Origin of the sequence: Bordetella genomosp. 2 (assembly GCF_002261345.1) — a bacterium.
Lineage (GTDB): Bacteria > Pseudomonadota > Gammaproteobacteria > Burkholderiales > Burkholderiaceae_B > Bordetella_A.
The window spans coordinates 104,996-127,173 of record NZ_NEVT01000004.1 but is presented as its reverse complement, the minus strand read 5'-3'; the positions used below and the strand labels follow the sequence as shown (position 1 = coordinate 127,173).

Here is a 22,178-nt window from a genome sequence, read left to right as displayed (position 1 = left end):
TTCAGACCTCGCGCGCGCGTTCGCCGAACAGCCCGCGCGGCCGCAGCAACAACACCAGGATCAAAATCGCCAGCCCGAACGTGTCGCGGTAGTCGTACGACAGGTAGACCGCGCCGAAGCTTTCCAGCACGCCCAGCGCCAGCGCCGCCACGATGCTGCCGGGTATGGAGCCCATGCCGCCGATCACCACGATCACGTACGATTTGACGGCGGGGAACAGGCCGACGTCGGGCGCCGGGTTGATGACAGGAGCCAGCAGGGCGCCCGCCAGCGCGGCCAGTACGCCCGAGGCCATGAAGATGATGCTGCTGGCGCGCGCGGTGTCGATGCCGGCGATCGAGGCGCCCAGGCGGTTCTGGGCGACCGCCTGTACCTGGCGGCCCCACAGCGAATACTTGATGAACACCGCCAGGCCGGCCAGCAGCACGATGGCCAGCCCGGCGGTGATCAGTTTCTGGCCGCTGATCATGAAAGGACCGATGGCCATGCGGGTGATGTCCGACAGCGACGGCCCGCGCACCGGATACGGGCCGACCACCTTGTCGACCAGGTTGATCAGCAGCAGCGACAGGCCGAAGGTGACCACTACCGCATACTCGTCTTTCATCAGGCCCCACGAACCGTAGCCGGCATAGAGCGGCCGCATCAACCAGCGCTCGGTGGCCCAGCCCAGCGCCGCGCCGGCCGCGGCCGCCACCGGCAGGGCCAGCCAGGGCGGGACGCCCAGCCCCAGCGAGACCAGCGTGTACGCGTAGGCGCCGATCATGTAGAACTCGCCATGCGCGAAATTGACCACCTTCAGGATGCCGAAGATCATCGTCAGGCCGACCGCCATCAACGCATAGAACAGGCCGATGATCAGGCCGTTGACGAACAAGTCCACTGCGAGCACAGGAGGGCTCCCGTCGATTGCCGGCGGCGTGGGCCGGCCGGCGCTTGGAAAGGCGCCCGGCGCGACGGCCGGGCGCGGCCTGCGGTTACCGGGCCGGCTTGACGGCCTTGGCGATGTCCAGCGGCTGGCCCGATGCCTGGATCAGCGTGGTCTTGCTCAGCGGCTGGTCGATCTCGGTCAGCTGGTACGTGACGTAGGGGATGTCGACCCACTGCTGGTATTTGTAGCCGGCATCCTGCGAGAAGCGGAACTTGCCGCGCGTGCCTTCGAATTCCATGTCCTGCAGGGCCTTGATGATCGCCGCGCTGTCGGTCGACTTGGCCTGCTCGATGGCGCGGGCGATCAGCAGCACCGAATCGGCGGCCTGGAAGATCAGGCGATTGGGCTCGGACTTGCTCTGCTGCTGGTAGATCTGCCCGACTTGCTTGCCCAGCTCGGGCATCGGCATCAGGGGGGTGGTACAGGCCGAAGGCCAGCATGTACTTGCCCGCCTTCTTCACGTTCTGCCAGAAGTCGGGGTAGTCGGCGATGCCCGCGCCGTCGTACAGCCAGGTCTGGGCGCTGGGGGCCACGCCCTGCTCGTACAACTGGTTCATCAGGATATAGGCGGCCGGCGGCAGCATGATGTTCACCACCACGTCGGGCGGGTTGGCGCGCAGGGGCAGCACCGCCGGGGTGAAATCCTTGCCGGCGCGGTCCAGCGCCACGTACTTGTACTCGGTGTCGGGCGCGGCCTTCTTCAGGAAATCGCCCAGCAGCTTGGCCTGGCCGATGCCATAGTCGGTGTTCTCGGCGAAGGCCACCACCCGCTTGACCTTCAAGGCGGCGATCGTGTCGGCCATGGCGGACGACACGCGGGTGTTGTAGTTGCCCGGGTTGAAGACTTCCGGATAGCCCTTGGCGCGCACGTCGTCCGACCAGCAATTGGTGTTGACGTAGGGCATCTTGTAGCGATGCGCCACTTCGATTTCCGCCAGGCACACCGAGCTCTGGTGACCGCCGGTGATCGCCACGACCTTGTCGCGGGCGATCAGTTTCTCGGCGGCGGCGCGGCCTTTTTCCGGGATGCCCTGGTTGTCTTCGTAGACGATCTCAAGCGGCCGGCCCAGCACGCCGCCCTTGTCGTTGATGATCTTGGTGACGATCTCGACACCGTCCTTGACCTGGGTGCCCTGCACGACCGACCCGGGCGGCGACTGGGCAATGCTGACGCCGATCACGATGGGGTCGGCCGCCATGCTGGCGGCGGTCCCCAGCGCCAGCATGGCGGCGCAGGAGGCGGCAATGAGGCGGGGCAGCTTCATGGTGGACTTCTCCTTCAAGAACGGCATGCGGCGGCTACGCCGGCAGTCATGGCTGAACGAACTGAGGGATGCAAGTACTCCAGCCGCAGTTGTAGTGCTGTTACGACCGGTCTGACCAGTTAGGGGAAACGCCTACGGGGGGGCTGGCGGTTCGGTGGGGTGGGTTCTTGGGGCGCCCGCGCGTGGCGGTGAGGCCCGGGCGGCCACGTCGCTCGGCTCGGGCGCGCCACCAGGCGCCCTCGGCCCCCTGCGGGGGCTGCCCTCCCTCCAACTGGCCGCCCGGGCCTCACCGCCACGCACGGGCTCGCAGCGATTCGGGCTCGTACCGATCTCGTAGCGGTGTCAGACACCTGGCATTCCGCCTGCCGGATAGCGGCCGGCTACCAGTGTCTCGATGCGCGCGGCCACGTCCAGCACGTGCCAGTCGGCGCCGCGCGCGCCGACGATTTGCATGCTGATGGGCAGGCCGGCCGGGTCGGCGCCGCAGGGCAGTGTCAGGGCCGGCAGGCCGGTCAGGTTGAAAGGCATGGTCAGCGCGGTGGCCGCCGTGTGCAGCGGGTAGTCGCGCGCGCCGATGGCGACGCTGGTCGCCGCGCGCGGCGCCGGGGTGGTGCGGGTCGTGGGCGTGACCAGCACGTCGACCTGCGCCAGCGCCGCGTCCATGGCCCGAGCCAGCGCGGCGCGCCCGCGCTGGGCCCGGGTGTACCAGATGGCCGGCAGGAATTGCCCGACTTCCAGGCGCACGCGCACGTCCGCGCCCAGGGTTTCGGGATGGCGCGTCAGGCGGTCCCAGTGCAGCTCGGTGGCTTCGCTGCACAAGGTGACGAACTGCAGGCCCGCGCTGGTCTCGATGCCGGCGATGTCGACCGGCACCAGTTCGGCGCCGTCGCGGCGCAGCGACTCGAGCGCGGCTTCGAGCGCCTGCGCCACATCGGCGGCCAGCGGTTCGTAGAAGTAGCGGCGCGGCACGCCGACGCGCCGGCCCGCCAGCGGCGCGCCGCGCAGCGCGCGGGCCGGCTGGCCGGCCATGACGGCATAGGCCAGCGCGGCGTCGGCGACGCTGGCGGCGATGGGGCCCAGGTGGTCCAGGCTGGCGCCCAGCGTCTGCGCGCCGTCGCGCGCGATGGCGTCGAAGCTGGGCTTGAAGCCCACCACGCCGCAGCACGCGGCGGGATAGCGGATCGAGCCCGCGGTATCGGTGCCGACGGCGATGGGCACGATGCCGGCCGCCACGGCGGCCGCCGAGCCGCCGCTGGAGCCGCCCGGCGTATGGCCCGGATGGCGCGGGTTGGCGACCGCGCCGAAGTGTGGATTGGCGCTGGTGATGCCATACGCCAATTCGTGCAGGTTGGTGGTGCCGATGACCAGCGCGCCGGCTTGCCGCAGGCGCGCCACCGCCAGCGCGTCGCGCGCGGCGGCGGGCCGCGCCGGGCCGCCGCTGCCGTTGGTCTGCGCGAAGCCGGCCACCGCCATCAGGTCCTTGACGGCGACGGGGACGCCCAGCAGCGGCCGCGCCGCCGCGTCGCGCGCCGCCTGGCCGGCCTGGCGCCGCAGCGCGGCTTCATCGGCCAGGGAGATGAAAGCGTTCAGGCCGGCTTGCCGGCCGGCCCGCTCGAGCGCGTCCAGCGCCGCGTCCGGGCCATTGTCGCCGCGCGGGGCGGCGGCCGGCGCCGCCGCATGGTCCGAGCCGAGGGCTGGGCCCGCCACCGGTGCGGCGGGCGGTTCCAGGTACCCCAGCTCGGGCCCGGGCGCCAGGGTCTCCACCGCCTGCAACTCGGGCAGGTTGAGCTGCAGGCGTTCCAGCCACGCCTGCTGGCGGTCGCGGTAGGGGTAGTCGGTCAATCCGGCCATGTCATCGATGGCGGCGGCGAAGCGGTCGAGTAGCGCTTTCATGGCGGGCGGAGGCAGGGGTGCCGGGCGGCACGGGCGGGGAGAAGGCCGGCCGGGTGTCGCAACCGGTCTGACCAGTTGGTGCCATAATGCCCACCGGAGAAATCACTGTCAACGCCGCTGCGCGGATGGCTGCCGCAAGGAAGCATGATGAATACAGTCGAACACATCGCCCAGCAGTTGCAGATGCGCATCCGGCGCGGCGAATGGGCCGACGCGCGGCGCCTGCCCGGCCAGCGCCAGCTGGCCGAGTCCCTGGGCGTCAGCCGCGCCTCGCTGCGCGAGGCGATCACCATGCTGGAAGGGCTGGGCCTGCTGCGCAGCGAAGCCGGGCGCGGCGTCTTCATCGTCCGTCCCGGCGAAAGCGGGCTGGGCAGCGCCTATGGCCGCTGGCGCTTCCAGGGGCGCTACGCGCTGCGCGATGTTTACCTGGTCCGCTGCGAGCTCGAAGAGCTGGCGGCCGCGCTGGCGGCGGGCGTGGTGACCCGCCATGGGCTGGCGCGGCTGCGCGCCACCGTGGAACAGATGGAGGCTGCCGCGGCCGAGGGCGACCTGGTCGTCATGGCCGAGGGCGACCATGCCTTCCATGCCGGCCTGTACGAAATCGCCGGCAGCCCGTTGCTGCAGGACATCGCCGACAGCATCGGCGACGTGGTCGAAGGCAGCCGCCAGGTCGCCTTCGCCGACCCTGCGCGGGTGCGCGAGCCGATCCGCGAGCACCTGGCCATCATCGACGCCCTGGCCACCGGCGTGCCCGAACAGGCGCGCCGCGCCATGCGCGCGCATATCCACAACGTGGCGGACCGCGCCGGCCTGGCGCTGGCGATTCCCGGACTCAAGCCGGGCGCGCGCAAGGACGCCCCGAAACGTAGCTGAGGCGCTCGCGCGGCGGCCGCTGCCCAGGGCGCGCCCCGCCCGCCGCGGATATTCGCCGGCCGGTCCGGGCGCCCGTTCATGGTTCGATCGGCGGCAATTCGTCCTGGATCAGCGCCAGCCCGGCGCGCAGCAGGCGGTCGTAGCGGGCGCGCTCGGCCGCGGCCGATTCGGCCGTCCATTGGTAGAAGCCGGCGCCGGCCTTCATGCCGTGCCGGCCGTCCGCGGCGCGCTCGGCCAGGCAGCGGGCCGGCTGGTCGCTGTTGCAGAACGACGGGTACATGGTGGCGGCCGCGGCGGCGTGCACGTCGATGCCGGCGTGGTCGCGCTGCATCACCGGCCCGGCCGCCAGGAAGCGGAAGCCGAAGCCGAAGCGCACCGCGGCGTCGACGTCCTCGGGCGAGGCGATGCCGCGGTCGATCAGGTCGAAGGCTTCGCGCGACAGCGCGTGCTGCAGGCGGTTGGCCAGGAAGCCGGGCAGGTCCTTGCGCACTTTCACGGGCACCATGCCGCAGCGGCGCATGAAGGCGATCAGGGCATCGGCGCAGGCCATGTCGCTGGCCTCGCACAGCACGACTTCCACCAGCGGCACCAGGTGGGCCGGCATGAAGAAGTGCAGGCCCAGCATGCGCGCGCGGCTGGCCAGCCCCGCGCCGATATCGCCGATCGGGAAGCTGGAGCTGTTGCTGGCCAGGATGGCCTGGGCCGGGGCGCGCCGCTCCAGGTCGGCGAACAGCGCCTGCTTCAGGTCCAGGCGTTCGGGAATGCATTCGATCACCAGGCCGACCTGCGTCCAGTCCACCGCGTCCAGGCCGGCCGCGACGCCCACGCCGCCCGAGCCCTCGGGATGGCCGGCCGCCCGCAGGTTGGCGGCGATGCGCGCCGGCAGGGCGGCGGCGCGGTCGGCATCGGGTTCCACCACGGTGGTCCGGCAGCGCGCCCGCGCCAGCACCACGGCGACGTCCGCGCCCATGGTCCCGCCGCCGACGATCACCGCATGGCTCGCGGCCGGGTTGGCAAGGCAGGGGGGCTGCATGGCGCTCATCGTTGCTCCTTGGTCGAATCGGGGTACCGGCGCCAGTGTAGAGAAGCCGCTTTGATTGATGAAGTAGATTTTTTGGATAGAATGATCAACAAACAAGATCAATACCATGAAGATCAACCTGTCCATGCGCGACGTCGAAACCGTGCTGGTATTGGGGCGCACCCTCAATTTCCGGCAGGCCGCCGCGCAACTGCATCTGTCGCAGTCGGCGTTGTCGACGCAGGTGCTGCGCATCGAAGAGGCGCTGGGCGTGCGCCTGTTCGACCGCACCACGCGCACCGTGCGCCTCACCGCGGCGGGCGAGGTATTCCTGCAGCAGGCCGCCAACCTGCAGGCGGTCTTTCGCGAGGCCATCGACGCGGTCGGCGGCATCGCCAGCGCCGAGCGCGGCGCGGTCGCGGTGGCGGCGCTGCCCTCGGTGGCCGCGCGCTTGCTGCCGCGCGTGTTGATGGCCTACCGGCAGGCGCATCCGCACGTGGCGCTGAAGGTGCACGACACCCTGTCCGGCCCGGCCTTCGACCTGGTGCGCGCCGGCGCGGTGGACTTCGCCATCACCGCGGCGGACCCCCAGCAGGCCGACCTGCATTACGTGCCGATGCTGTCGGACAGTTTCCTGTTGCTGATTCCCCAGGGCCATCCGCTGGCGCGCCGCAAGGGGCCGCTGCGCTGGGCCGACACCGTGGCGGCGGCCCATGTCTCGATGGTCCAGCCCAGCAGCGTGCGCCAGTACGCCGAATGGGCCTTCCTGCAGAACCGCATCCGTTTCCAGCCGGCCTTCGAGGCCGAGCACCTGACCACCATCGTCGCCATGGTCGAGTGCGGCTTCGGGGTGGCGGCCCTGCCGGCCATCGCGGCCGGCGCGGTGGCGCACAGCGGGGTGGTCGAGCGGCCCCTGGTGGGGCCGGTGGCCGAGCGTTCCATCGGGCTGGTGACCGCGCGCCACCGCAGCCTGTCGCCCGCCGCGATGGCGCTGCTCGAGGTGCTGCACGCGCACCTGCCGGCGGCGCCGTAGGACGCCGGCCGCGGCCGGGCGGCTTCACGACTGCAGCGTTTTTTCCAGGCGCGCCATCAGGCCGGCCGCATTGCGGGCGTAATCGCCGATCCAGCGGTCGTGGATGTGCTTGATGGGCAGGGCGTTGAGGTGGTTCCAGCGCTCGCGCCCTTCGCGGCGGGCGACGATGAGCCCGGCGCGCTCCAGCACGCGCATGTGCTGCATCACCGTGCAGCGGTCGATATCCGGGAACAGCGCGACCAGCTGGCCGGTGGTCTTGGGGTCGTCCCGCAGGGCGTCGAGAATGGCGCGGCGGCGCTTGTCGGCCAGCGCCTTGAACACCGCATCGGAAATATCCACATCGTCCCTGAACATGTTATATTTTTATAACATAACGGCCTGGATGGCAAGCAGCCGCCTGAATGGCAGAGAGCAAGGAGCCAAGCATGGAATTCAAATTCACGGTGTCCGGACGCATCGCCAAGCCGGTGCACGAGGTCTTCGAAGCGGTGGCCGACCCGCGCAAATTGTCCGGCTACTTCACCACCGGCGGCGCGCAGGGGCGCCTGCAGGCCGGCGCCACGGTCACCTGGGATTTCGCCGATTTCCCCGGCGCGTTCCCGGTCAAGGTGGTCAAGGTGGAGCAGGACAGGGAAATCGTCCTGCAATGGCAGGCCGTGGCCGACACGGACCCGGCCGGCGCCTACGACACCACCGTCACGCTGCGCTTCGAGCCGCTGGATGGCGATACCCGCACGCTGGTGACCATCACCGAGGCGGGCTTCCGCCAGAACGAAGCGGGGCTGAAAGGCTCCTACGGCAACTGCGAAGGCTGGACCGGCATGCTATGCGCCATGAAAGCCTACGTGGAGCACGGCATCAACCTGCGCGCGGGCTTCTACAAATAGGCGTCAACGCGGGCCCTTGCCCGGCACCGTCTCGCGCCGCTGCGGCGCGCGCAGGAAGTCGAAGTCGGCGCCCTGGTCGGCCTGGGTCACGCTTTGCAGGTACAGCTTGCGGTAGCCGCGCTCGGCGGCGGGCCGCTCGGCCGGTTGCGCGGCGGCGCGGCGCGCCAGTTCCGCATCGTCGACCAGCAGCGCGATCTCGCGCCGCTGCACCGACAGGCGGATGCGGTCGCCGTTGCGCACGTAGGCCAGCGGGCCGCCCACGGCGGCCTCGGGCGTGACGTGCAGCACGATGGTGCCGGCCGCCGTGCCGCTCATGCGGCCGTCGGAAATGCGCACCATGTCCTTCACGCCGGCCCGCGCCAGCTTGCGCGGGATCGGCATGTAGCCGGCCTCCGGCATGCCCGGCCCGCCGGTCGGGCCGATGCGCTTGAGCACCAGCACGTCGTCGGCGCGCACGTCCAGCGCTTCATCGTCGACGCGGCGCGCCATGTCCTCGGCGTCCTCGAACACCACCGCGCGGCCCTCGTGTTCCATCAGGCCCGGATCGGCGGCCGACTGCTTGATGATGGCGCCGCCGGGCGCCAGGTTGCCGCGCAGCACCGCCAGGCCGCCCACCGGGTAGATGGGCGAATCGAACGGCCGGATGACCTCCTGGGCGAACGGCGGCGGCGCCGCGTCCAGTTCCTCGCCCAGGGTGCGGCCCGACACCGTCAGCGTGTCCAGGTGCAGCAGCGGGCGCAGTTCGCGCAACAGGGCCGGCATGCCGCCGGCCTTGTGGAAGTCTTCCATGTAGTGCTGGCCCGATGGCTTCAGGTCGACCAGCACCGGCGTTTCGCGGCTCATGCGGTCCAGGCCCGCCAGGTCGATGTCGATGCCCAGCCGCCCGGCGATGGCGGTCAGGTGCACGATGCCGTTGGTGGATCCGCCGATGGCCAGCAGTACCCGCAGCGCGTTCTCGAACGCCTTGCCGGTCAGGATGCGGTCGGGGGTCAGCCGGCTGTGCGCCAGCGCGACCGCGGCGGCGCCGGTGCGTTCGGCCACCCGGACCCGGTCGGCGGTCACGGCCGGCGCCGACGCGCCGCCCGGCAGCATGATGCCCATCGCCTCGGCCAGGCAGGCCATGGTGCTGGCGGTGCCCATGACCGAGCAGGTGCCGACGCTGGCCACCAGTTGATTATTGACGTCGGCGATCTCGGCGGCGTCGATTTCCTCGGCCCGGTAGCGGCCCCAGTAGCGCCGGCAGTCGGTGCAGGCGCCGACCCGTTCGCCGCGATGCGAGCCGGTCAGCATGGCGCCGGTCACCAGCTGGATGGCCGGTACGCCGGCCGACGCCGCGCCCATCAGCTGGGCCGGCACGGTCTTGTCGCAGCCGCCGATCAGCACCACCGCGTCCATGGGCTGGGCGCGGATCATTTCCTCCGTGTCCATGGACATCAGGTTGCGCAGGTACATGCTGGTGGGCTGCGAGAAACTCTCGTGCACCGATATGGTGGGGAAGTCCACCGGCAGGCCGCCGGCCAGCATGACGCCGCGCCGCACCGCCTCGATGAGCTGCGGGGCATTGCCGTGGCAGGGGTTGTAGCTGCTGCCGGTATTGACGATGCCGATCACCGGCCGCGACAGGGCGTCGTCGGTGTAGCCCGCGCCCTTGATGAAGGCCTTGCGCAGGAACAGCGAGAAACCGGTGTCGCCGTAGTTGGTGAGGCCTTTGCGCAGGCCGCTGGGAGAGGTGTTGTCGGGCTTTTTGGCAGGCACGGTAATCTCGATAATATTATTGATAATTTCCAGCCGCATCATATCTGGAGCAGCTGCGCCGGCGCAAGCAAGGCGGGCCGGCGGTCGGGCGCGCCGGCGGCTAGCGTCGGCGTTGATCGAAAAACAAGATCGGTCTATAGAAAAGTTCTGATTCTTCTATCAGGGCGCGCCTCCTACACTTTGTGCGGCAGGCGAGCCGGGCGCCGCACTGATCCGATAACCATCCCGGCAAGGAGACCTGCATGTTTTCGTCCGAACCCATTCCGGCGCGCCGCGCCGTGCTGTGGTCCGCGCTGGCGCTGTGCGCCGGCCTGGCGTTGCCGGCGGCGTCGGTGGCGGCGGCCTATCCAGAGCGGCCGGTGCGCCTGGTGGTGCCGTATCCGCCCGGCGGCGCCACCGACGTGATCGGCCGCGTGCTGGCCCAGGAATTGTCCACCACGCTGGGCCAGCAGTTCGTGGTGGAGAATCGCGCCGGGGCCGCTGGCAATATCGGCGCCGACCAGGTCGCCAAGGCCGACCCGGATGGTTATACGCTGCTGATGGGGGCCTTGACCAGCCATTCCATCAATGCCGAACTCTACAAGGGCAAGGTGCCGTACGACATCGAGAAGAGTTTCGCGCCGGTGTCCATTGTCGGCACGGTGCCGCTGGTGTTCGTGGTGCACCCGTCGGTGCAGGCGCAGTCGCTGCAGGAGTTCATCGCCCTGGCCCGCGCCAAGCCGGGCTACCTGACCATGGCTTCGGCGGGCAATGGCTCGCCGCAGCACCTGGCCGCTGAAATGTTCAAGACCACGGCCGGCGTGCAGGTGCTGCACGTGCCGTACAAGGGCAGCGGACCGGCCATGACCGACCTGATGGGCGGACAGGTGCTCAGCATGATCGAGACCGTGCCGGCCGCGCAGGGCCACGTGAAGGCGGGCAAGCTGCGCGCGCTGGCGGTGGCCGCCGACGCGCGCGCCGAGGCGCTGCCGGACGTGCCCACCACTGCCGAGGCCGGCCTGCCCAACTTCCAGGTCAGCTCGATGTTCGGCATCGTGGCGCCGGCCGGCACGCCCGCGCCGGTGGTGGAGAAACTCAATGGCGCCCTCAAGCAGATCGCCGCCAAGCCGGCGGTCAAGGCGGCCCTGCTGAACCAGGGCGCGGTGGCGACCTGGACCACGCCGGCCGATGCCGCGGCCCGCATCGCGGCCGAGCGCGCCAAGTGGGCCAAGGTGATCGCCGACGCGGGCGTCAAGGCCGAATAGGGCGCGCCGCCGCCCGCCCGCCGTCAGCCGCGCGCCACCAGCTCGGCGCCTTTTTCAGCGATCAGGAGGGTGGCGGCGTTGGTATTGGCCGACACCATGGCCGGCATGACCGAGGCGTCGATCACGCGCAGGCGCTCGACGCCCCGCACGCGCAAGGCCGGGTCCACCACGGCGCCGGCGTCGCTGCCCATGCGGCAGGTGCCCGACACATGGAATACCGTGCCGCCGCGCGTGCGCGCGAAATGCTCGAGCTCGGCGTCGCTGCGCAAGGCGGCGCCGGGCATGTATTCTTCGCCCGCCAGATAGGGGCGGAAGGCGGGTTGCTGGTAGATCTCGCGCAGCATGCGCAGGCCGGCCACCAGCACCTTGATGTCGTGCGGCTCGGTCAGGTAGTTGGACACGATGTGGGGCGGCGCCAGCGGGTCGGCCGAGCGGATCTCCACCGTGCCGCGCGAATCCGGGCGGCACTGGGTCGCGGAAGCCGAGAACCCGGAGAACGCATGCAGCGGGTCGCCGGGCTTGTCGACCGACAGCGGCATGACATTGAACAGCACATCGGCGCGGCCGCCGCGCGCGTGCTCGGTGCAGACCATGCCGCCCACCTGGCCGGCGCCCACGGTCAGCGGGCCATCCTGCCCGAACAGCCAGCGCGCGCCCATGCGGGCCAGCTTGAAGGGGTTGCGCACGTCGTCATTCAGCGAGAGTCGGTCCTTGACCCTGACGATGACGCGTGCCTGGTAATGGTCTTGCAGATTGCGCCCGACCTCCGGCGCATCCACGTGCACCGCGATGCGGTGCTTGTGCAGCAGGGCCGCCGGCCCGATGCCGGATAACTGCAGCAATTGCGGCGATTGCAGCGCGCCGGCCGCCAGGATCACTTCGCCGGCCGCCTGCGCGCGCATCTGCTGGCCGTCGCGCAGCCAGGCCACGCCATGGCAGACGCCGCGCTCGATCAGCAGGCGCGTCACGTGGGCGCCGGTCAGCACGGTCAGGTTCGGCCGCGCGCGCACCGGGTGCAGGAAGGCGGTCGCGGCGCTGTCGCGCCAGCGGCCGCGCAGGGTCAGCTGGTAGCAGCCCAGGCCGCTGTCGACCGCGCCGTTGAAGTCCGGGCTGGCCGGCAGCCCGGCCTGCGCGCCGGCCTCCAGCCAGGTGGCGCACAAGGCGTGGTCGTTGCGCAGGTCCGAGACGTGCAGTTCGCCGCTGCCGCCGTGGTATTCGTTCTCGCCGCCCGCATAGCATTCCGACTTCTTGAAGTACGGCAGCGCCTCGCGATAGCTCCAGCCGGTGGCGCCCAGCCGCGCCCAGTCGTCGAAATCGGCGTGCTGGCCGCGGATGTAGATCAGCCCGTTGATCGAACTCGACCCGCCCAGCACCCGGCCGCGCGGCCAGATGATGGCGCGGTTGCCGGTTTCCGGCTGCGGCTCGACGGCGAACTGCCATGAGTAGCGGGTGTCGTAGATCGACCGGAAATAGCCCACCGGCAACTTCAGCCAGAAGTTGCGGTCCGCGCCGCCCGCTTCCAGCAGCAGCACCCGGCAGGCCGGGTCGGCGCTCAGGCGGTTGGCCAGCACGCAGCCGGCCGACCCGGCGCCGATGATGATGTAGTCGTAGGCGGGGCTCATGGCGGGCGAGGGCGCATCAGGCCTTGACGATATCCAGGTAGGGCTTGGGATCGAAGTAGGTGGCGGCCGGCACCGGGTTGGCGATATTGGCGGTCTGCACGAAGAAGTCGGTCACCTGCTGCAGCCACTTGGTCACGGTGCCGTCGGCATACTTGGCGCGCCATTCGGCCGACGTGAAATACTTCGACGCCTTGAACTGGTCTTTCATGTCGGCCAGCGGCACCTGCGGATAGTGTTTTTGCTGCAGGACCGCCACGGCCTCGTCGGTGTGCGCCAGCAGGTGATCATTGGCCTGCACCCAGCCCTTGATCAGCGCCTGGATCACTTGCGGGTTCTGTTCGTAGTAGTCGTTGCGCGCGGCCCAGCCGCCGACAATGGCGGCTTCCGGATAGAACGCCGAGGCATCCACCAGCTTGCGCGCGTCCGGCACCTTCTGCTTGATGGTCACGTCGAAAGGTACCCAGAGCGCCACCGCCGGCACCGCGCCGGAGATGAAGGAAGTGACCGCCTCGGTCATGCGCTGGTTGACGATCTGCACGTCCTTGCCTTCCTGCAGGCCGGCGCCCTTGAGCACGCGGTCCAGGAACACATGGGCCGTGGTGCCGGCGGTGGTCGAGATCTTCTTGCCCTTGAGGTCGGCGGCGCCGCGGATCCCCGCGTCGCCGCGCACCCATAGCTGGGCGGTGGCGTATTCCACGTTGTTCAGCAGGAATACCTTGCCCTGGCCGCGCGCCGGGAAATTCGACACCACGGCGCCAGTCGAGAGCATGTCCAGGCTGCCGCCGATCATGGCCTGGAACAGCTCCAGGCCGGTGGTGAACTTGATCATCTCCAGGTCCAGGCCCTGCGTGGCGAACGCGCCGGTTTCCAGGCCGGTCCAGATCTGGCCGTCCACCGCGGGCGTGTGCAGGTAGCCCACGCGGACCTTCTGGGCGGCGCGCGCCAGCCAGGGCATGCCGATGCCCGTCATGGCTGCCGCCAGGGCGCCCGTCTTCAATAGCGTTCTGCGCTGCGGATTCATGGTGGCTTTTCCTCTCTAGCGGTGGTCAATCGCCCAGGCGCACGGCCTGGCGGGCTTGCCTGGCGTATTCCTCCATCACCAGGCTGCGGATCTGCGAACGCAGTTCGCCGAACCGCGGGTCTTCATGCAGGTTCTCGGCGCGCGGATAGCCGAACGGCACGTCGATCACCGTGCGGATGCGCGCCGGCCGGGCCGTCACCACGACGATCCGCGACGACAGGTAGATGGCTTCTTCCACCGAGTGGGTGATCAGCATCACGGTCTTGTCTTCGGCCAGCAGCACCTGCAGCAGCAAGTCCTGCATGGCCGAGCGGGTCTGCGCGTCCAGCGCGCCGAACGGCTCGTCCATCAGCAGGAACTGCGGCTTGACCGCGTAGGCGCGCGCCAGCGCCAGCCGCTGGCGCATGCCGCCCGACAGATGCTTGGGATGGTGATTGGCGAAATCGGCCAGCCCCATGAGGCTCATGTAGCGCTGGCAGATCTCGTCGCGCTCGGCGCGCTCGACGCGGTTGGCGCGCAGCGTCAGCCCGAATGCGATGTTCTCCTTGACCGTCAGCCAGGGGAACACGCCGTATTCCTGGAAGATCACGCCGCGGTCCGGACCCGGTCCGCGCACCGGCTTGCCGTCGAGCAGCACTTCGCCCTCGGTGGGCTGCACGAAGCCGGCCACGATGTTCATCATAGTGGTCTTGCCGCAGCCCGACGGGCCGATCACCGAGACGAACTCGCCCTGGCGGATATCCAGGTCGATGCCGTCGAGCACCCGCATGGGGCCGTCGGCCGTCGGATAGTCGACCGCGACATTGCGGAAGCTGATGCGTACGTCGGAAAGCGGCGCCGTCATGCGATGCGCTCCTGCCAGGCCACCAGGCGGCGCGCCGCCGCGCGCAGCAGCAGGTCCATCGCCAGGGCGATCAGGCCGATGCAGATGATGCCCACATAGATGATGTCGAGCTGGAAGAACGACGACGCATCCTGGATCAGCGCGCCCAGGCCCTGCTGCGCGGCGATCAGTTCCGAGGCCACCAGCGTGGCCCAGGCTACCCCCAGCGCGACGCGCAGGGCGGTCAGCATGTGCGGGATGGTCAGCGGCACGATGACCTTGCGGAAGATCTCGCCGTCACTGGAAGAGCTGGTGGCCGAATTCGGCGTGGCGCGCGTCACGGTGCGCCAGGCGGTGGACGTGCTGACCCGCGAAGGCCTGGTCTCGCCGCAGCAGGGGCGCGGCACCTTCGTCACCGGCCTGCCGCCCAACGACCGCTGGCTGCGCGTGCAGACCACCCTGGCCGAACTGGCCAAGGTCTACCGCGACACCAAGCCCAAGATCGTCACCATCGACGAAGCCATCCACAGCCCGCCGCTCACGCCGCAGGACGGCCTCGCCGCCGACCGCTATGTGTTCATGCGGCGCATCCACGAGCGGGAAGGCCAGCCGTATTGCGTCATCAACATCTATCTGGCCGAGCATGTCTTCCGGCTCGACCCGTCGCGTTTCCGCAACGAGACCGTCATCCCGCTGCTGGTTTCCCTGCCGCAGGTGCAGATCGCCCAGGCGCGCCAGGCGCTGACCATCGGCACGGCCGACACCGAAGTGGCCCAGCAGCTGCAGGTGGCGGTGAATACTCCCATCGCCGAAGTGCGCCGCGTGTTCGTCGACGCCCAGGGGTGCGTGATCTATCTCAGCGAAGTCTCCTATCGCGGCGACTTCATCCATGTCGAAATGAACCTGATCCCCTGAGGCCCCCCATGGACGATGCGCACCGCCTGAACGTCGCCGACCTGCAGGTCCATGTGCTGCGCTATCCGGTCGAACACCCGGTGCGCACTTCGTTCGGCGTCATGCACGACCGTCCGGCCGTGTTCGTGCGCGTCGAGGACCGCGACGGCGCGCATGGCTGGGGCGAGGTCTGGTGCAATTTCCCGGCCTGCGGCGCCGAGCATCGCTCCCGCCTGGTCGACACCGTGCTGCGGCCCCTGCTGGTGGGCCGCGCCTACGCCGCGCCGGCCGAGGCCTACGCCCACCTGAGCGCGGCCACGGCAGTGCTGGCGATCCAGGCGGGCGAGCCCGGCCCCATGGCGCAGGCCATCGCCGGCGTGGACGTGGCGCTGTGGGACTTGTGCGCGCGCCGCGCCGGCCGGCCGTTGTGGGCATTCCTGGGCGGGACGGACGACCGGGTGGCGGTCTACGCCAGCGGTATCAACCCGGACGACCCCGAGCAGGTCGTGTCGCGCAAGCGCCAGGAAGGCTATCGCGCCTTCAAGCTCAAGCTGGGTTTCGGCCAGGAGCGCGACCTCGTCAACCTGCGCCGCGTGCGCGCGCTGCTGGGGCCCGGCGTGCCGCTCATGGCGGATGCCAACCAGGGCTGGGACGCGTCGGTCGCCGCCACCATGGCGCAGGCCATGGCGGAGCTCGATATCGCCTGGCTGGAAGAGCCGCTGCGCGCCGACCGGCCCCTGGCGGAATGGCAGGCGCTGGCGCACCAGTCGCCGGTGCCGCTGGCGGCCGGCGAGAACTGCCTGGGCGCGGACGCCTTCCGGACCGCCATCGACGGCGCTTTCCTGCGCGTGGTGCAGCCCGACCTGGCCAAATGGGGCGGCATCTCCGGCGTGCTGCCGGTGGCGCGCGCCATCCGGGCGGCGGGGCTGCGCTACTGCCCGCATTACCTGGGCGCCGGCGTCGGGTTGATGGCCTCCGCCCACGTGCTGGCCGCCGTCGACGATGCCGGCAACCATGGGCTGCTCGAGATCGACGCCAACGACAATCCGCTGCGCACCCTGCTCAGCGGGCCGCTGGCGCAATTGCGGGACGGCGTCGCGCGGCTGGGGCAGGCGCCCGGCATCGGCATCGAGCCCGACCTGCCGGCATTGCGGGCAAGCTGCGCCTGACCATCGTGTCCGGCCAGTGACAATCCGAATCGACTTGCTACCGTGCCGCGCCGGGCGCGGGCCGCGCTACATACTTTGTCGCATCCGGCCGTGCGCCGCCGCAACGGCGGCCGCCGGAACTCTTTAGGATGATCGCGGAGCCTTCAACCCAGGGAGCACGCAATGAGATTCGGTCATCGGCAGGTCATCGGCGCAGCGGCAGTGATCGTAGCGCAGTGGGCAGCGGGCGGGGCGCACGCGCAATTGCTCGATGCGGTCAAGGGCCAGATGGGCGGCGGCCAGCAGGGGGCCTCGGCCGGCGGCGTGGCGCAGGGCCTGGGCGGCAACCTGCCGCTATCGTCGCTGAGCGCGGGCAGCGCCGGCAATGCCGCCGGCGTGCTCGAGTTCTGCATCAAGAACAATTACCTGGGCGGCGGCGACGCGCAGTCGGTGAAGGACCAGCTCGTGGGCAAGCTCGGCGGCCAGTCGCAAGCCGCGTCCGACCCGGGCTATAGCGCCGGCGCGGGCGGCGTGCTCAAGGGCGGCGGCAAATCGGTGGATTTGAGCGGCGGCGGGCTGAAGGAAGAGATCACCCGCAAGGCCTGCGACCAGGTGCTGGAGCAGGGCAAGTCGTTCCTGTAGCGCCGCCGCCGGCCCTTCAACTGTTGTCGCGGATGTCCTGCGTGGCGCCGTTGTGCTTGACCGACTCGATGCCGCCATCGCGCGCGGCTTCCGTGCCGTACATCTGGCTGTTGCCGATGACCTGGTTGTTGGCGGCGCGCAGCGTGAAATAGAACTTGCCGTTCGAGGCGGTGGCCGAGTTGTAGCGCGAAGCGTCGCCGCTGTTCTTCTGGACCGAGGCGATGCCGTTTTCGGCCGATGCCTTGGCGGCATACATCTCGCTTGTCAGGATGGTTTCCCCATTGCCCGCCTTGAGGGCGAAGTGGAATTGTCCGTTGCTTGCTTTTTTCAGTTCAAACCAACCTGCCATGATGGGACTCCTTGGTATGAAACGATTGCGCTGACGAGGAGCCCGACGGACGAGGCGCCCCGCCGGGTTCCCCGATCATAGGTAATGCGGCGGGTTTTGCCTAGGTTCGCCGGGGCCGGGCGCCCCGGCTTTGCATTCTTTGGCGGCCGGCGCGGCGCTTCCTGGAGGCAACCGGCCCTAGGCGGCCTGGCGCAGCAGGCGGCGCTGGCGCTCCAGCGACACCGACACCAGCCACAGCGCGAAGCCGCCCAGCGCCAGCAGGGCGCCCACCCAGCCGGGCGCGCGCCAGCCATGGCCGTGCGCGAGCGCCAGGCCGCCCAGCCAAGGGCCCAGCGCATTGGCGGTATTGAAAGCCGAATGGTTCAGCGCGGCGGCCAGTCCCTGGGCGTCGGCCGCCACGTCCATCAGCCGCGTCTGCAGCACGGTGCCCAGCGCGCCGCCCAGCCCCACCAGGAACACCGCGGCGGAGATCGCCCACAGATTGCCGATGGTGAAGGTGAACAGCGCCAGCGCGGCCGCGCTGAACAACAGCAGGCCGCCGGCGGTGGGCATGAGGGCGCGGTCGGCGAACCACGGCACCACGATGTTGCCCACCGTCATGCCGATGCCGAACACGGCCAGCACCAGCGGCACCGCCGCGGGCGCCACACCGGTCACTTCCAGCAGAATGTCGGCCAGATAGGTATAGACGGCGAACAGGCCGCCGAAGCCGATCGCGCCGATGGCCAGCGTCAGCCAGACCTGCCCGCGCTTGAGGGCGCCCAGTTCGCGCAGGGGACTGGCGTGCGGATCGGCCGGCGTGGCGGGCGCGAACAGCGCCACCAGGGCCACCGTCAGCAGCCCGGCGGCCGCCACCAGGGCGAAGCCCCAGCGCCAGCCCACCGCGTGGCCCAGCCAGTTGGCCAGCGGCACGCCCACGATGGTGGCGACGGTCAGGCCCAGGAACATGCGGCCCACCGCCTGGGTGCGGCGCTGCTCCGGCACCAGCGACACCGCCACCAGCGCGGCGATGCCGAAATAGGCGCCATGCGGCAGGCCGCTCAGGAAGCGCAGCGCCATCATCCATTCGTAGCTGGGCGCGAACGCGCACAGGCCGTTGAACAACGAGAACATCGTCATCAGCAGGATCAGCAGGGCGCGCCGCGGCAGGCGGGCCGCCAGCACCGTGATGACCGGCGCGCCCACCACCACGCCCAGCGCGTAGGCGCTGATGACATGGCCGGCGGTGGGCGCATCGATGTGCAGGCTCTGCGCGAAGTAGGGCAGCAGGCTCATCGTGGCGAATTCGGTGGTGCCGATGGCGAAGGCGCCGATCGCCAGCGCGAACAGCACCAGGCCGGGCGAACGGTGCCCGGTTGGGGAAGCAGTCATGGGGTGATTGTCAAGCGGGATTGGAACGGCCTGCGGGCGGCGGGCCCGCAGGTGCAGGGGTGATTGTAGCCGTCGTGCATGACAGGCAGCTGTCAGCGTCGCGCCGCCGGCCGGGCGGACCGGCCTAGTCGCGGCGCGGCGCGATGACGCGCAGCCGGTGGCCGTCGGGATCGAGGCTGACGAACGTATGGCCGATGTCCAGGTCGGTGGGCGGTTGCGCGATGGGAATGCCGCGCTCGGTCCAGTCGGCGTGCAGCGCGCGCACCGTATCGCGGTCGGCCACGGGAATGGCCAGCTCGCCGGCGCGGCCGGCCGACAGCACCCGCGGCGCGACCGTCTGGCGCGCCCACAGGCCCAGCATCAGGCCGGAGTCCAGCTTGAATTTGGCGAAGTTCGGCGTGGCGTGCACCGGCTGCTTGTGCAGCAACTCGGTGTAGAAACGGGCGCTGCGGTCCGGGCTGTCGACGTACAGGATAAGCAGATTGGGATCGGTCATGGAATCCTCCGCAAAGGCAATGACGTCGGCTGGACGCGGCGCGTGTCGTCGCGCCGGCCAGACGGCATCGTAAAGATGCATGCTGTCAGAAACTGTCAGTGGGTACCGCGAGGCGCAGCTAAGGCGGCGCCATGGCCTGCGCCGCCCGCCAGGCCTGCAGCAGCACCTGGCGCCTGCGCGGGTAGCGCTCGCCGGATGCCGCCAGGCTGACGATGCGGTCGGCCCGGAAATGCCGGAAGGCCTGGCGCAATTCGCACCAGGCGACGACCAGCCATACATGGTCGAAGCAGGCCAGCGCGAACGGCCAGATGGTGCGGGCCGACTCGGTGTCCTGCAGGTCCCGGTAGACGATGTCGAGTTTCTGCTCGGCGCGGATCGTCTGCCGCAACGTGGGCAGCACGGCTGCGTCGATCGGCACCGTGGCGCCGGAGCCGGCCAGGATGATGTCGGCGTCCAGCGCGGCGCGCAGTTCCTCGGGCAACACCGCGGCGATCTTGGCCAGCGCGCTGCAGGCCGCCGCGCTCAGGCGCGCGTCGCCGCGCCGGTCGGCTACCCAGCGCGAGCCCAGCACCAGCGCTTCGATTTCGTCTTCCGAGAACATCAGCGACGGCAGCACGAAACCGGGCCGCAGCAAGTAGCCGCGGCCCGGTTCGGCTTCGATCTGCGCGCCCTGCTCCTGCAGGGCGCCGATGTCGCGATACAGCGTGCGCAGGCTGACGCCCAGCTCGGCCGCCAGCGCCGCGCCGGTGATCGGGTAGCGGTGGCGGCGCAGCAACTGGATCAGCGCGAACAGGCGGCGGGCGCGGGACATGGGCGGGCCTCAGCCTTGCGCCAGCGCCGTCGCGTCGTCCGCGTCGGCAACCGCGAGCGCGCGGCGGCGCGGCGCGTGGTCGGGCAGGTCGAGGCCGTGCGTCAGTTCCAGCGCCTGCCGTTCCAGCAGGCGGCGGTACAGCCCGCCCTCGCGCCGCACCAGTACGTCATGGCTGCCTTCTTCCGCGATGCGGCCGCGGTCCAGCACCAGCAGCCGGTCCATGGCGCGCACGGTGGACAGGCGGTGCGCCACCACCAGGGTGGTGCGCCCGGCCATGAGGCGTTCCATGGCCTGCTGGATCAGCGCCTCGCTCTCGCTGTCCAGGCTGGAGGTGGCCTCGTCCAGGATCAGCACCGGCGCGTCGGCCAGGAAGGCGCGGGCAATCGCCACGCGCTGGCGCTCGCCGCCCGACAGCTTGACGCCGCGTTCGCCCACCAGCGTCTCATAGCCCTTGGGCAGGGCCATGATGAAGTCGTGGGCGCTGGCCAGCCGCGCCGCCTGCTCGATCTCGGCGCGGCTGGCGCCCGGCCGCGCGTAGGCGATGTTCTCGGCCAGCGTGCGGTGAAACAGCACCGGCTCCTGCTGGACGATGGCGATCTGGCCGCGCAACGAGGCCTGCCGGACGGCGGCGATGTCCTGCCCATCGATGGTGATGCGCCCCGCGTTGATGTCGTACAGGCGCTGGATCAGCTTGATGAACGTGGTCTTGCCCGAGCCCGAGTGGCCGACCAGCCCGACCCGCTCGCCCGGCGCGATGCGCACCGAGAAATCGTCATAGAGCGGCGTGGCGTGCGCGCCGTAGCGGAACGTCACGTGCTCGAAGCGGATCTCGCCGCGTTCGATGGCAATGGGGCCGGCGCCGGGCCGGTCCGCCACGCCGAGCGGCTGGGCGTGCAGCGACACCAGTTCTTCCATGTCGTTGACCGAGCGTTGCAGGTTGCGGATATGCATGCCGATGTCGCGCAGGTAGCCCTGCAGGATGAAGAACATGGTCAGCGCGAAGGTGATGTCGCCCACGCTGGCCTGGCCGTCGGCCCACAGCATCAGCGCCGAGCCCAGGATGGCCGCCAGCATGGCGGCCAGCATGATGCCCTGCACCCCGCCGTTGACCGAGCCGCGGACCCAGCCGCGCCGGGTGCGATGGCGCCATTTGCCCAGCACGCGCGCCAGCCGGGCCTCCTCGCGCTGTTCCGCGCCGAACGCCTTGACCACCGGGTTGCAGGTGATGGCGTCGGCCAGCACGCCGCCCAGGCGCGTGTCCCAGGCGTTGCCCAGCCGCGCCGCTGGCGCCACGAAGCTCAGCGACAGCGCCGTGGTCACCCCGATATACAGCAGCGAGCTCAGGCCCACCACCAGGCCCATGACCGGCCAGTACAGCCCCAGCACCAGGGTCGCGCCGACCAGCATGGCCAGCGAGGGCAGCAATGCCACCAGCAGCGTGTCGTTGAGCAGGTCCAGCGCCCACATGCCGCGCGTGATCTTGCGCACCGTCGATCCGGCGAAGCTGTTGGCGTGCCAGTCGGTCGACAGGTGCTGCACCCGGTGGAACGCGCGCGCGGCCACGGCGCTCATCATCTTGAGCGTGAGCGAGATGATGTTGAAGTACACCAGCTGCAGCAGCAGGGTGCTGATCACGCCCAGCGCGGCGAGGGTCCAGAATGCCGCGGCGGCCGCGTCCCAGGCGGCGGTGCCGGCGGCCACGGCATCGATCAGCCGGCCGGCGTACAGCGGCGTCAGCACGTCGGCGACCGCCGACAGCAGCACCAGCGCCACGATCAGCAGCACGCGCCAGGGCTGTTCGCGCCAGTGACGGAACGTAAAACCCAGGACATCCTTGAAGGCTTGTCCGCGAAAGTCGATTTTTCTTAGAGCCATTTGTCACGGCCCGGCGCGGCGAGCGCGCCGGGACTTCAATCGGAAGCAGAGGAACAGACCATCCGGCTTGCCGGCGATGGCCGGCAGGCAAGGCGAAGACGATCTGGAAAACGGGCGAGGGCCAGCCGTAAGCGCAAGCCTACGAGCTAGGAAACATGCGGGCGGCCCAGCGCCAGCGACGACTTAATGGTGTCGTGCGGCCACGCTGGGGATAGCGGTGCGAA

General features: G+C 70.1%; 22 protein-coding genes. 7 read left to right on the top strand and 15 right to left on the bottom strand.

Annotation, left to right across the window (positions count from 1 at the left end; all coding sequences use genetic code 11):
• Position 1: 1 nt before the first annotated feature.
• From CAL24_RS09820 to CAL24_RS09810, 3 genes are all read right to left on the bottom strand, one after another.
• Complete coding sequence (locus tag CAL24_RS09820) at positions 2-892, bottom strand: branched-chain amino acid ABC transporter permease (RefSeq protein ID WP_028355350.1); 891 nt, start codon at positions 890-892, stop codon at positions 2-4.
• Positions 859-2,196, bottom strand: a complete 1,338-nt coding sequence (locus CAL24_RS09815) for an ABC transporter substrate-binding protein (RefSeq protein WP_249278520.1) — start codon at positions 2,194-2,196, stop codon at positions 859-861. The genes CAL24_RS09820 and CAL24_RS09815 overlap by 34 nt, the downstream gene beginning before the upstream one ends.
• A gap of 342 nt (positions 2,197-2,538) precedes the next feature.
• Positions 2,539-4,089, bottom strand: coding sequence for an amidase (locus CAL24_RS09810; RefSeq protein WP_094806586.1), 1,551 nt, complete (start codon positions 4,087-4,089; stop codon positions 2,539-2,541).
• A gap of 147 nt (positions 4,090-4,236) precedes the next feature.
• Here CAL24_RS09810 and CAL24_RS09805 point away from each other — a divergent pair, with 147 nt between their 5' ends.
• Entirely contained in the window at positions 4,237-4,962 is a 726-nt protein-coding gene (locus CAL24_RS09805) for a FadR/GntR family transcriptional regulator (RefSeq protein ID WP_028355353.1), read from the top strand.
• A gap of 76 nt (positions 4,963-5,038) precedes the next feature.
• Here the strand turns inward: CAL24_RS09805 and CAL24_RS09800 are convergent, their stop codons facing one another.
• Entirely contained in the window at positions 5,039-6,004 is a 966-nt protein-coding gene (locus CAL24_RS09800) for a 3-hydroxyacyl-CoA dehydrogenase family protein (RefSeq protein ID WP_170947059.1), read from the bottom strand.
• A 106-nt stretch (positions 6,005-6,110) separates the two neighbouring features.
• On the opposite strand from CAL24_RS09800, the gene CAL24_RS09795 reads away from it, so the two are divergent.
• Positions 6,111-7,016 carry a LysR substrate-binding domain-containing protein gene (locus tag CAL24_RS09795; protein WP_094806585.1) on the top strand — a complete coding sequence of 302 codons (906 nt, stop codon included), beginning with the start codon at positions 6,111-6,113 and terminating at the stop codon, positions 7,014-7,016.
• A gap of 24 nt (positions 7,017-7,040) precedes the next feature.
• Here the strand turns inward: CAL24_RS09795 and CAL24_RS09790 are convergent, their stop codons facing one another.
• The gene (locus CAL24_RS09790; protein ID WP_028355356.1) at positions 7,041-7,370 is read right to left on the bottom strand and encodes an ArsR/SmtB family transcription factor; all 330 of its coding nucleotides are present in this window, start codon (positions 7,368-7,370) and stop codon (positions 7,041-7,043) included.
• A 71-nt stretch (positions 7,371-7,441) separates the two neighbouring features.
• Here CAL24_RS09790 and CAL24_RS09785 point away from each other — a divergent pair, with 71 nt between their 5' ends.
• Positions 7,442-7,903 (top strand): SRPBCC family protein, encoded by a 462-nt coding sequence (locus CAL24_RS09785; RefSeq protein ID WP_028355357.1) that lies wholly within the window; start codon positions 7,442-7,444, stop codon positions 7,901-7,903.
• 3 nt (positions 7,904-7,906) lie between these two features.
• Here the strand turns inward: CAL24_RS09785 and CAL24_RS09780 are convergent, their stop codons facing one another.
• A complete protein-coding gene (locus CAL24_RS09780) occupies positions 7,907-9,658 on the bottom strand; it encodes an IlvD/Edd family dehydratase (RefSeq protein WP_094806618.1) in 1,752 nt (583 codons plus the stop codon).
• Positions 9,659-9,900: 242 nt separating this feature from the next.
• On the opposite strand from CAL24_RS09780, the gene CAL24_RS09775 reads away from it, so the two are divergent.
• Complete coding sequence (locus tag CAL24_RS09775; RefSeq protein WP_094806584.1) at positions 9,901-10,902, top strand: tripartite tricarboxylate transporter substrate binding protein; 1,002 nt, start codon at positions 9,901-9,903, stop codon at positions 10,900-10,902.
• A gap of 23 nt (positions 10,903-10,925) precedes the next feature.
• Here CAL24_RS09775 and CAL24_RS09770 read toward each other — a convergent pair whose 3' ends face one another.
• Genes CAL24_RS09770 through CAL24_RS09755 form a run of 4 tightly spaced genes read right to left on the bottom strand, consistent with a single transcriptional unit; the run spans position 10,926 to position 14,640 of the window.
• Positions 10,926-12,524 carry a GMC family oxidoreductase gene (locus tag CAL24_RS09770; RefSeq protein ID WP_094806583.1) on the bottom strand — a complete coding sequence of 533 codons (1,599 nt, stop codon included), beginning with the start codon at positions 12,522-12,524 and terminating at the stop codon, positions 10,926-10,928.
• A 16-nt stretch (positions 12,525-12,540) separates the two neighbouring features.
• Positions 12,541-13,545, bottom strand: coding sequence for an ABC transporter substrate-binding protein (locus tag CAL24_RS09765; protein ID WP_094806582.1), 1,005 nt, complete (start codon positions 13,543-13,545; stop codon positions 12,541-12,543).
• Between the two features lie 25 nt (positions 13,546-13,570).
• Positions 13,571-14,389: an ABC transporter ATP-binding protein gene (locus CAL24_RS09760; protein ID WP_094806581.1), complete on the bottom strand. Its 819-nt coding sequence runs from the start codon at positions 14,387-14,389 to the stop codon at positions 13,571-13,573.
• On the bottom strand, positions 14,386-14,640 hold the full coding sequence (locus CAL24_RS09755) for an ABC transporter permease subunit (RefSeq protein WP_249278519.1): 255 nt from the start codon (positions 14,638-14,640) through the stop codon (positions 14,386-14,388). The genes CAL24_RS09760 and CAL24_RS09755 overlap by 4 nt, the downstream gene beginning before the upstream one ends.
• A gap of 1 nt (position 14,641) precedes the next feature.
• Between CAL24_RS09755 and CAL24_RS09750 the strand changes: the two genes are divergently transcribed.
• The 3 genes from CAL24_RS09750 (at position 14,642) to CAL24_RS09740 (ending at position 17,052) form a co-directional block, all read left to right on the top strand.
• On the top strand, positions 14,642-15,283 hold the full coding sequence (locus CAL24_RS09750; RefSeq protein ID WP_249278518.1) for a GntR family transcriptional regulator: 642 nt from the start codon (positions 14,642-14,644) through the stop codon (positions 15,281-15,283).
• Between the two features lie 8 nt (positions 15,284-15,291).
• Entirely contained in the window at positions 15,292-16,431 is a 1,140-nt protein-coding gene (locus tag CAL24_RS09745) for a mandelate racemase/muconate lactonizing enzyme family protein (RefSeq protein WP_028355365.1), read from the top strand.
• A gap of 162 nt (positions 16,432-16,593) precedes the next feature.
• Positions 16,594-17,052: a DUF2501 domain-containing protein gene (locus CAL24_RS09740; RefSeq protein WP_028355366.1), complete on the top strand. Its 459-nt coding sequence runs from the start codon at positions 16,594-16,596 to the stop codon at positions 17,050-17,052.
• 16 nt (positions 17,053-17,068) lie between these two features.
• Here CAL24_RS09740 and CAL24_RS09735 read toward each other — a convergent pair whose 3' ends face one another.
• From CAL24_RS09735 to CAL24_RS09715, 5 genes are all read right to left on the bottom strand, one after another.
• Complete coding sequence (locus CAL24_RS09735) at positions 17,069-17,401, bottom strand: YegP family protein (protein ID WP_028355367.1); 333 nt, start codon at positions 17,399-17,401, stop codon at positions 17,069-17,071.
• Between the two features lie 177 nt (positions 17,402-17,578).
• A complete protein-coding gene (locus CAL24_RS09730; protein ID WP_028355368.1) occupies positions 17,579-18,772 on the bottom strand; it encodes an MFS transporter in 1,194 nt (397 codons plus the stop codon).
• Positions 18,773-18,896: 124 nt separating this feature from the next.
• Positions 18,897-19,268, bottom strand: a complete 372-nt coding sequence (locus CAL24_RS09725) for a VOC family protein (RefSeq protein WP_094806580.1) — start codon at positions 19,266-19,268, stop codon at positions 18,897-18,899.
• A gap of 118 nt (positions 19,269-19,386) precedes the next feature.
• Positions 19,387-20,079, bottom strand: a complete 693-nt coding sequence (locus CAL24_RS09720; RefSeq protein WP_094806579.1) for a helix-turn-helix transcriptional regulator — start codon at positions 20,077-20,079, stop codon at positions 19,387-19,389.
• Between the two features lie 9 nt (positions 20,080-20,088).
• Complete coding sequence (locus CAL24_RS09715; RefSeq protein WP_028355371.1) at positions 20,089-21,954, bottom strand: ABC transporter ATP-binding protein; 1,866 nt, start codon at positions 21,952-21,954, stop codon at positions 20,089-20,091.
• Positions 21,955-22,178: the final 224 nt, after the last annotated feature.

Bases quoted from the DNA above. Each gene is read 5' to 3' on its own strand.
- CAL24_RS09815 (WP_249278520.1), bottom strand. From the start codon at position 2,196: ATGAAGCTGCCCCGCCTCATTGCCGCCTCCTGCGCCGCCATGCTGGCG.
- CAL24_RS09810 (WP_094806586.1), bottom strand. From the start codon at position 4,089: ATGAAAGCGCTACTCGACCGCTTCGCCGCCGCCATCGATGACATGGCC.
- CAL24_RS09805 (WP_028355353.1), top strand. From the start codon at position 4,237: ATGAATACAGTCGAACACATCGCCCAGCAGTTGCAGATGCGCATCCGG.
- CAL24_RS09800 (WP_170947059.1), bottom strand. From the start codon at position 6,004: ATGAGCGCCATGCAGCCCCCCTGCCTTGCCAACCCGGCCGCGAGCCAT.
- CAL24_RS09795 (WP_094806585.1), top strand. From the start codon at position 6,111: ATGAAGATCAACCTGTCCATGCGCGACGTCGAAACCGTGCTGGTATTG.
- CAL24_RS09790 (WP_028355356.1), bottom strand. From the start codon at position 7,370: ATGTTCAGGGACGATGTGGATATTTCCGATGCGGTGTTCAAGGCGCTG.
- CAL24_RS09785 (WP_028355357.1), top strand. From the start codon at position 7,442: ATGGAATTCAAATTCACGGTGTCCGGACGCATCGCCAAGCCGGTGCAC.
- CAL24_RS09775 (WP_094806584.1), top strand. From the start codon at position 9,901: ATGTTTTCGTCCGAACCCATTCCGGCGCGCCGCGCCGTGCTGTGGTCC.
- CAL24_RS09770 (WP_094806583.1), bottom strand. From the start codon at position 12,524: ATGAGCCCCGCCTACGACTACATCATCATCGGCGCCGGGTCGGCCGGC.
- CAL24_RS09765 (WP_094806582.1), bottom strand. From the start codon at position 13,545: ATGAATCCGCAGCGCAGAACGCTATTGAAGACGGGCGCCCTGGCGGCA.
- CAL24_RS09760 (WP_094806581.1), bottom strand. From the start codon at position 14,389: ATGACGGCGCCGCTTTCCGACGTACGCATCAGCTTCCGCAATGTCGCG.
- CAL24_RS09750 (WP_249278518.1), top strand. From the start codon at position 14,642: ATGACCTTGCGGAAGATCTCGCCGTCACTGGAAGAGCTGGTGGCCGAA.
- CAL24_RS09745 (WP_028355365.1), top strand. From the start codon at position 15,292: ATGGACGATGCGCACCGCCTGAACGTCGCCGACCTGCAGGTCCATGTG.
- CAL24_RS09740 (WP_028355366.1), top strand. From the start codon at position 16,594: ATGAGATTCGGTCATCGGCAGGTCATCGGCGCAGCGGCAGTGATCGTA.
- CAL24_RS09735 (WP_028355367.1), bottom strand. From the start codon at position 17,401: ATGGCAGGTTGGTTTGAACTGAAAAAAGCAAGCAACGGACAATTCCAC.
- CAL24_RS09730 (WP_028355368.1), bottom strand. From the start codon at position 18,772: ATGACTGCTTCCCCAACCGGGCACCGTTCGCCCGGCCTGGTGCTGTTC.
- CAL24_RS09725 (WP_094806580.1), bottom strand. From the start codon at position 19,268: ATGACCGATCCCAATCTGCTTATCCTGTACGTCGACAGCCCGGACCGC.
- CAL24_RS09720 (WP_094806579.1), bottom strand. From the start codon at position 20,079: ATGTCCCGCGCCCGCCGCCTGTTCGCGCTGATCCAGTTGCTGCGCCGC.
- CAL24_RS09715 (WP_028355371.1), bottom strand. From the start codon at position 21,954: ATGGCTCTAAGAAAAATCGACTTTCGCGGACAAGCCTTCAAGGATGTC.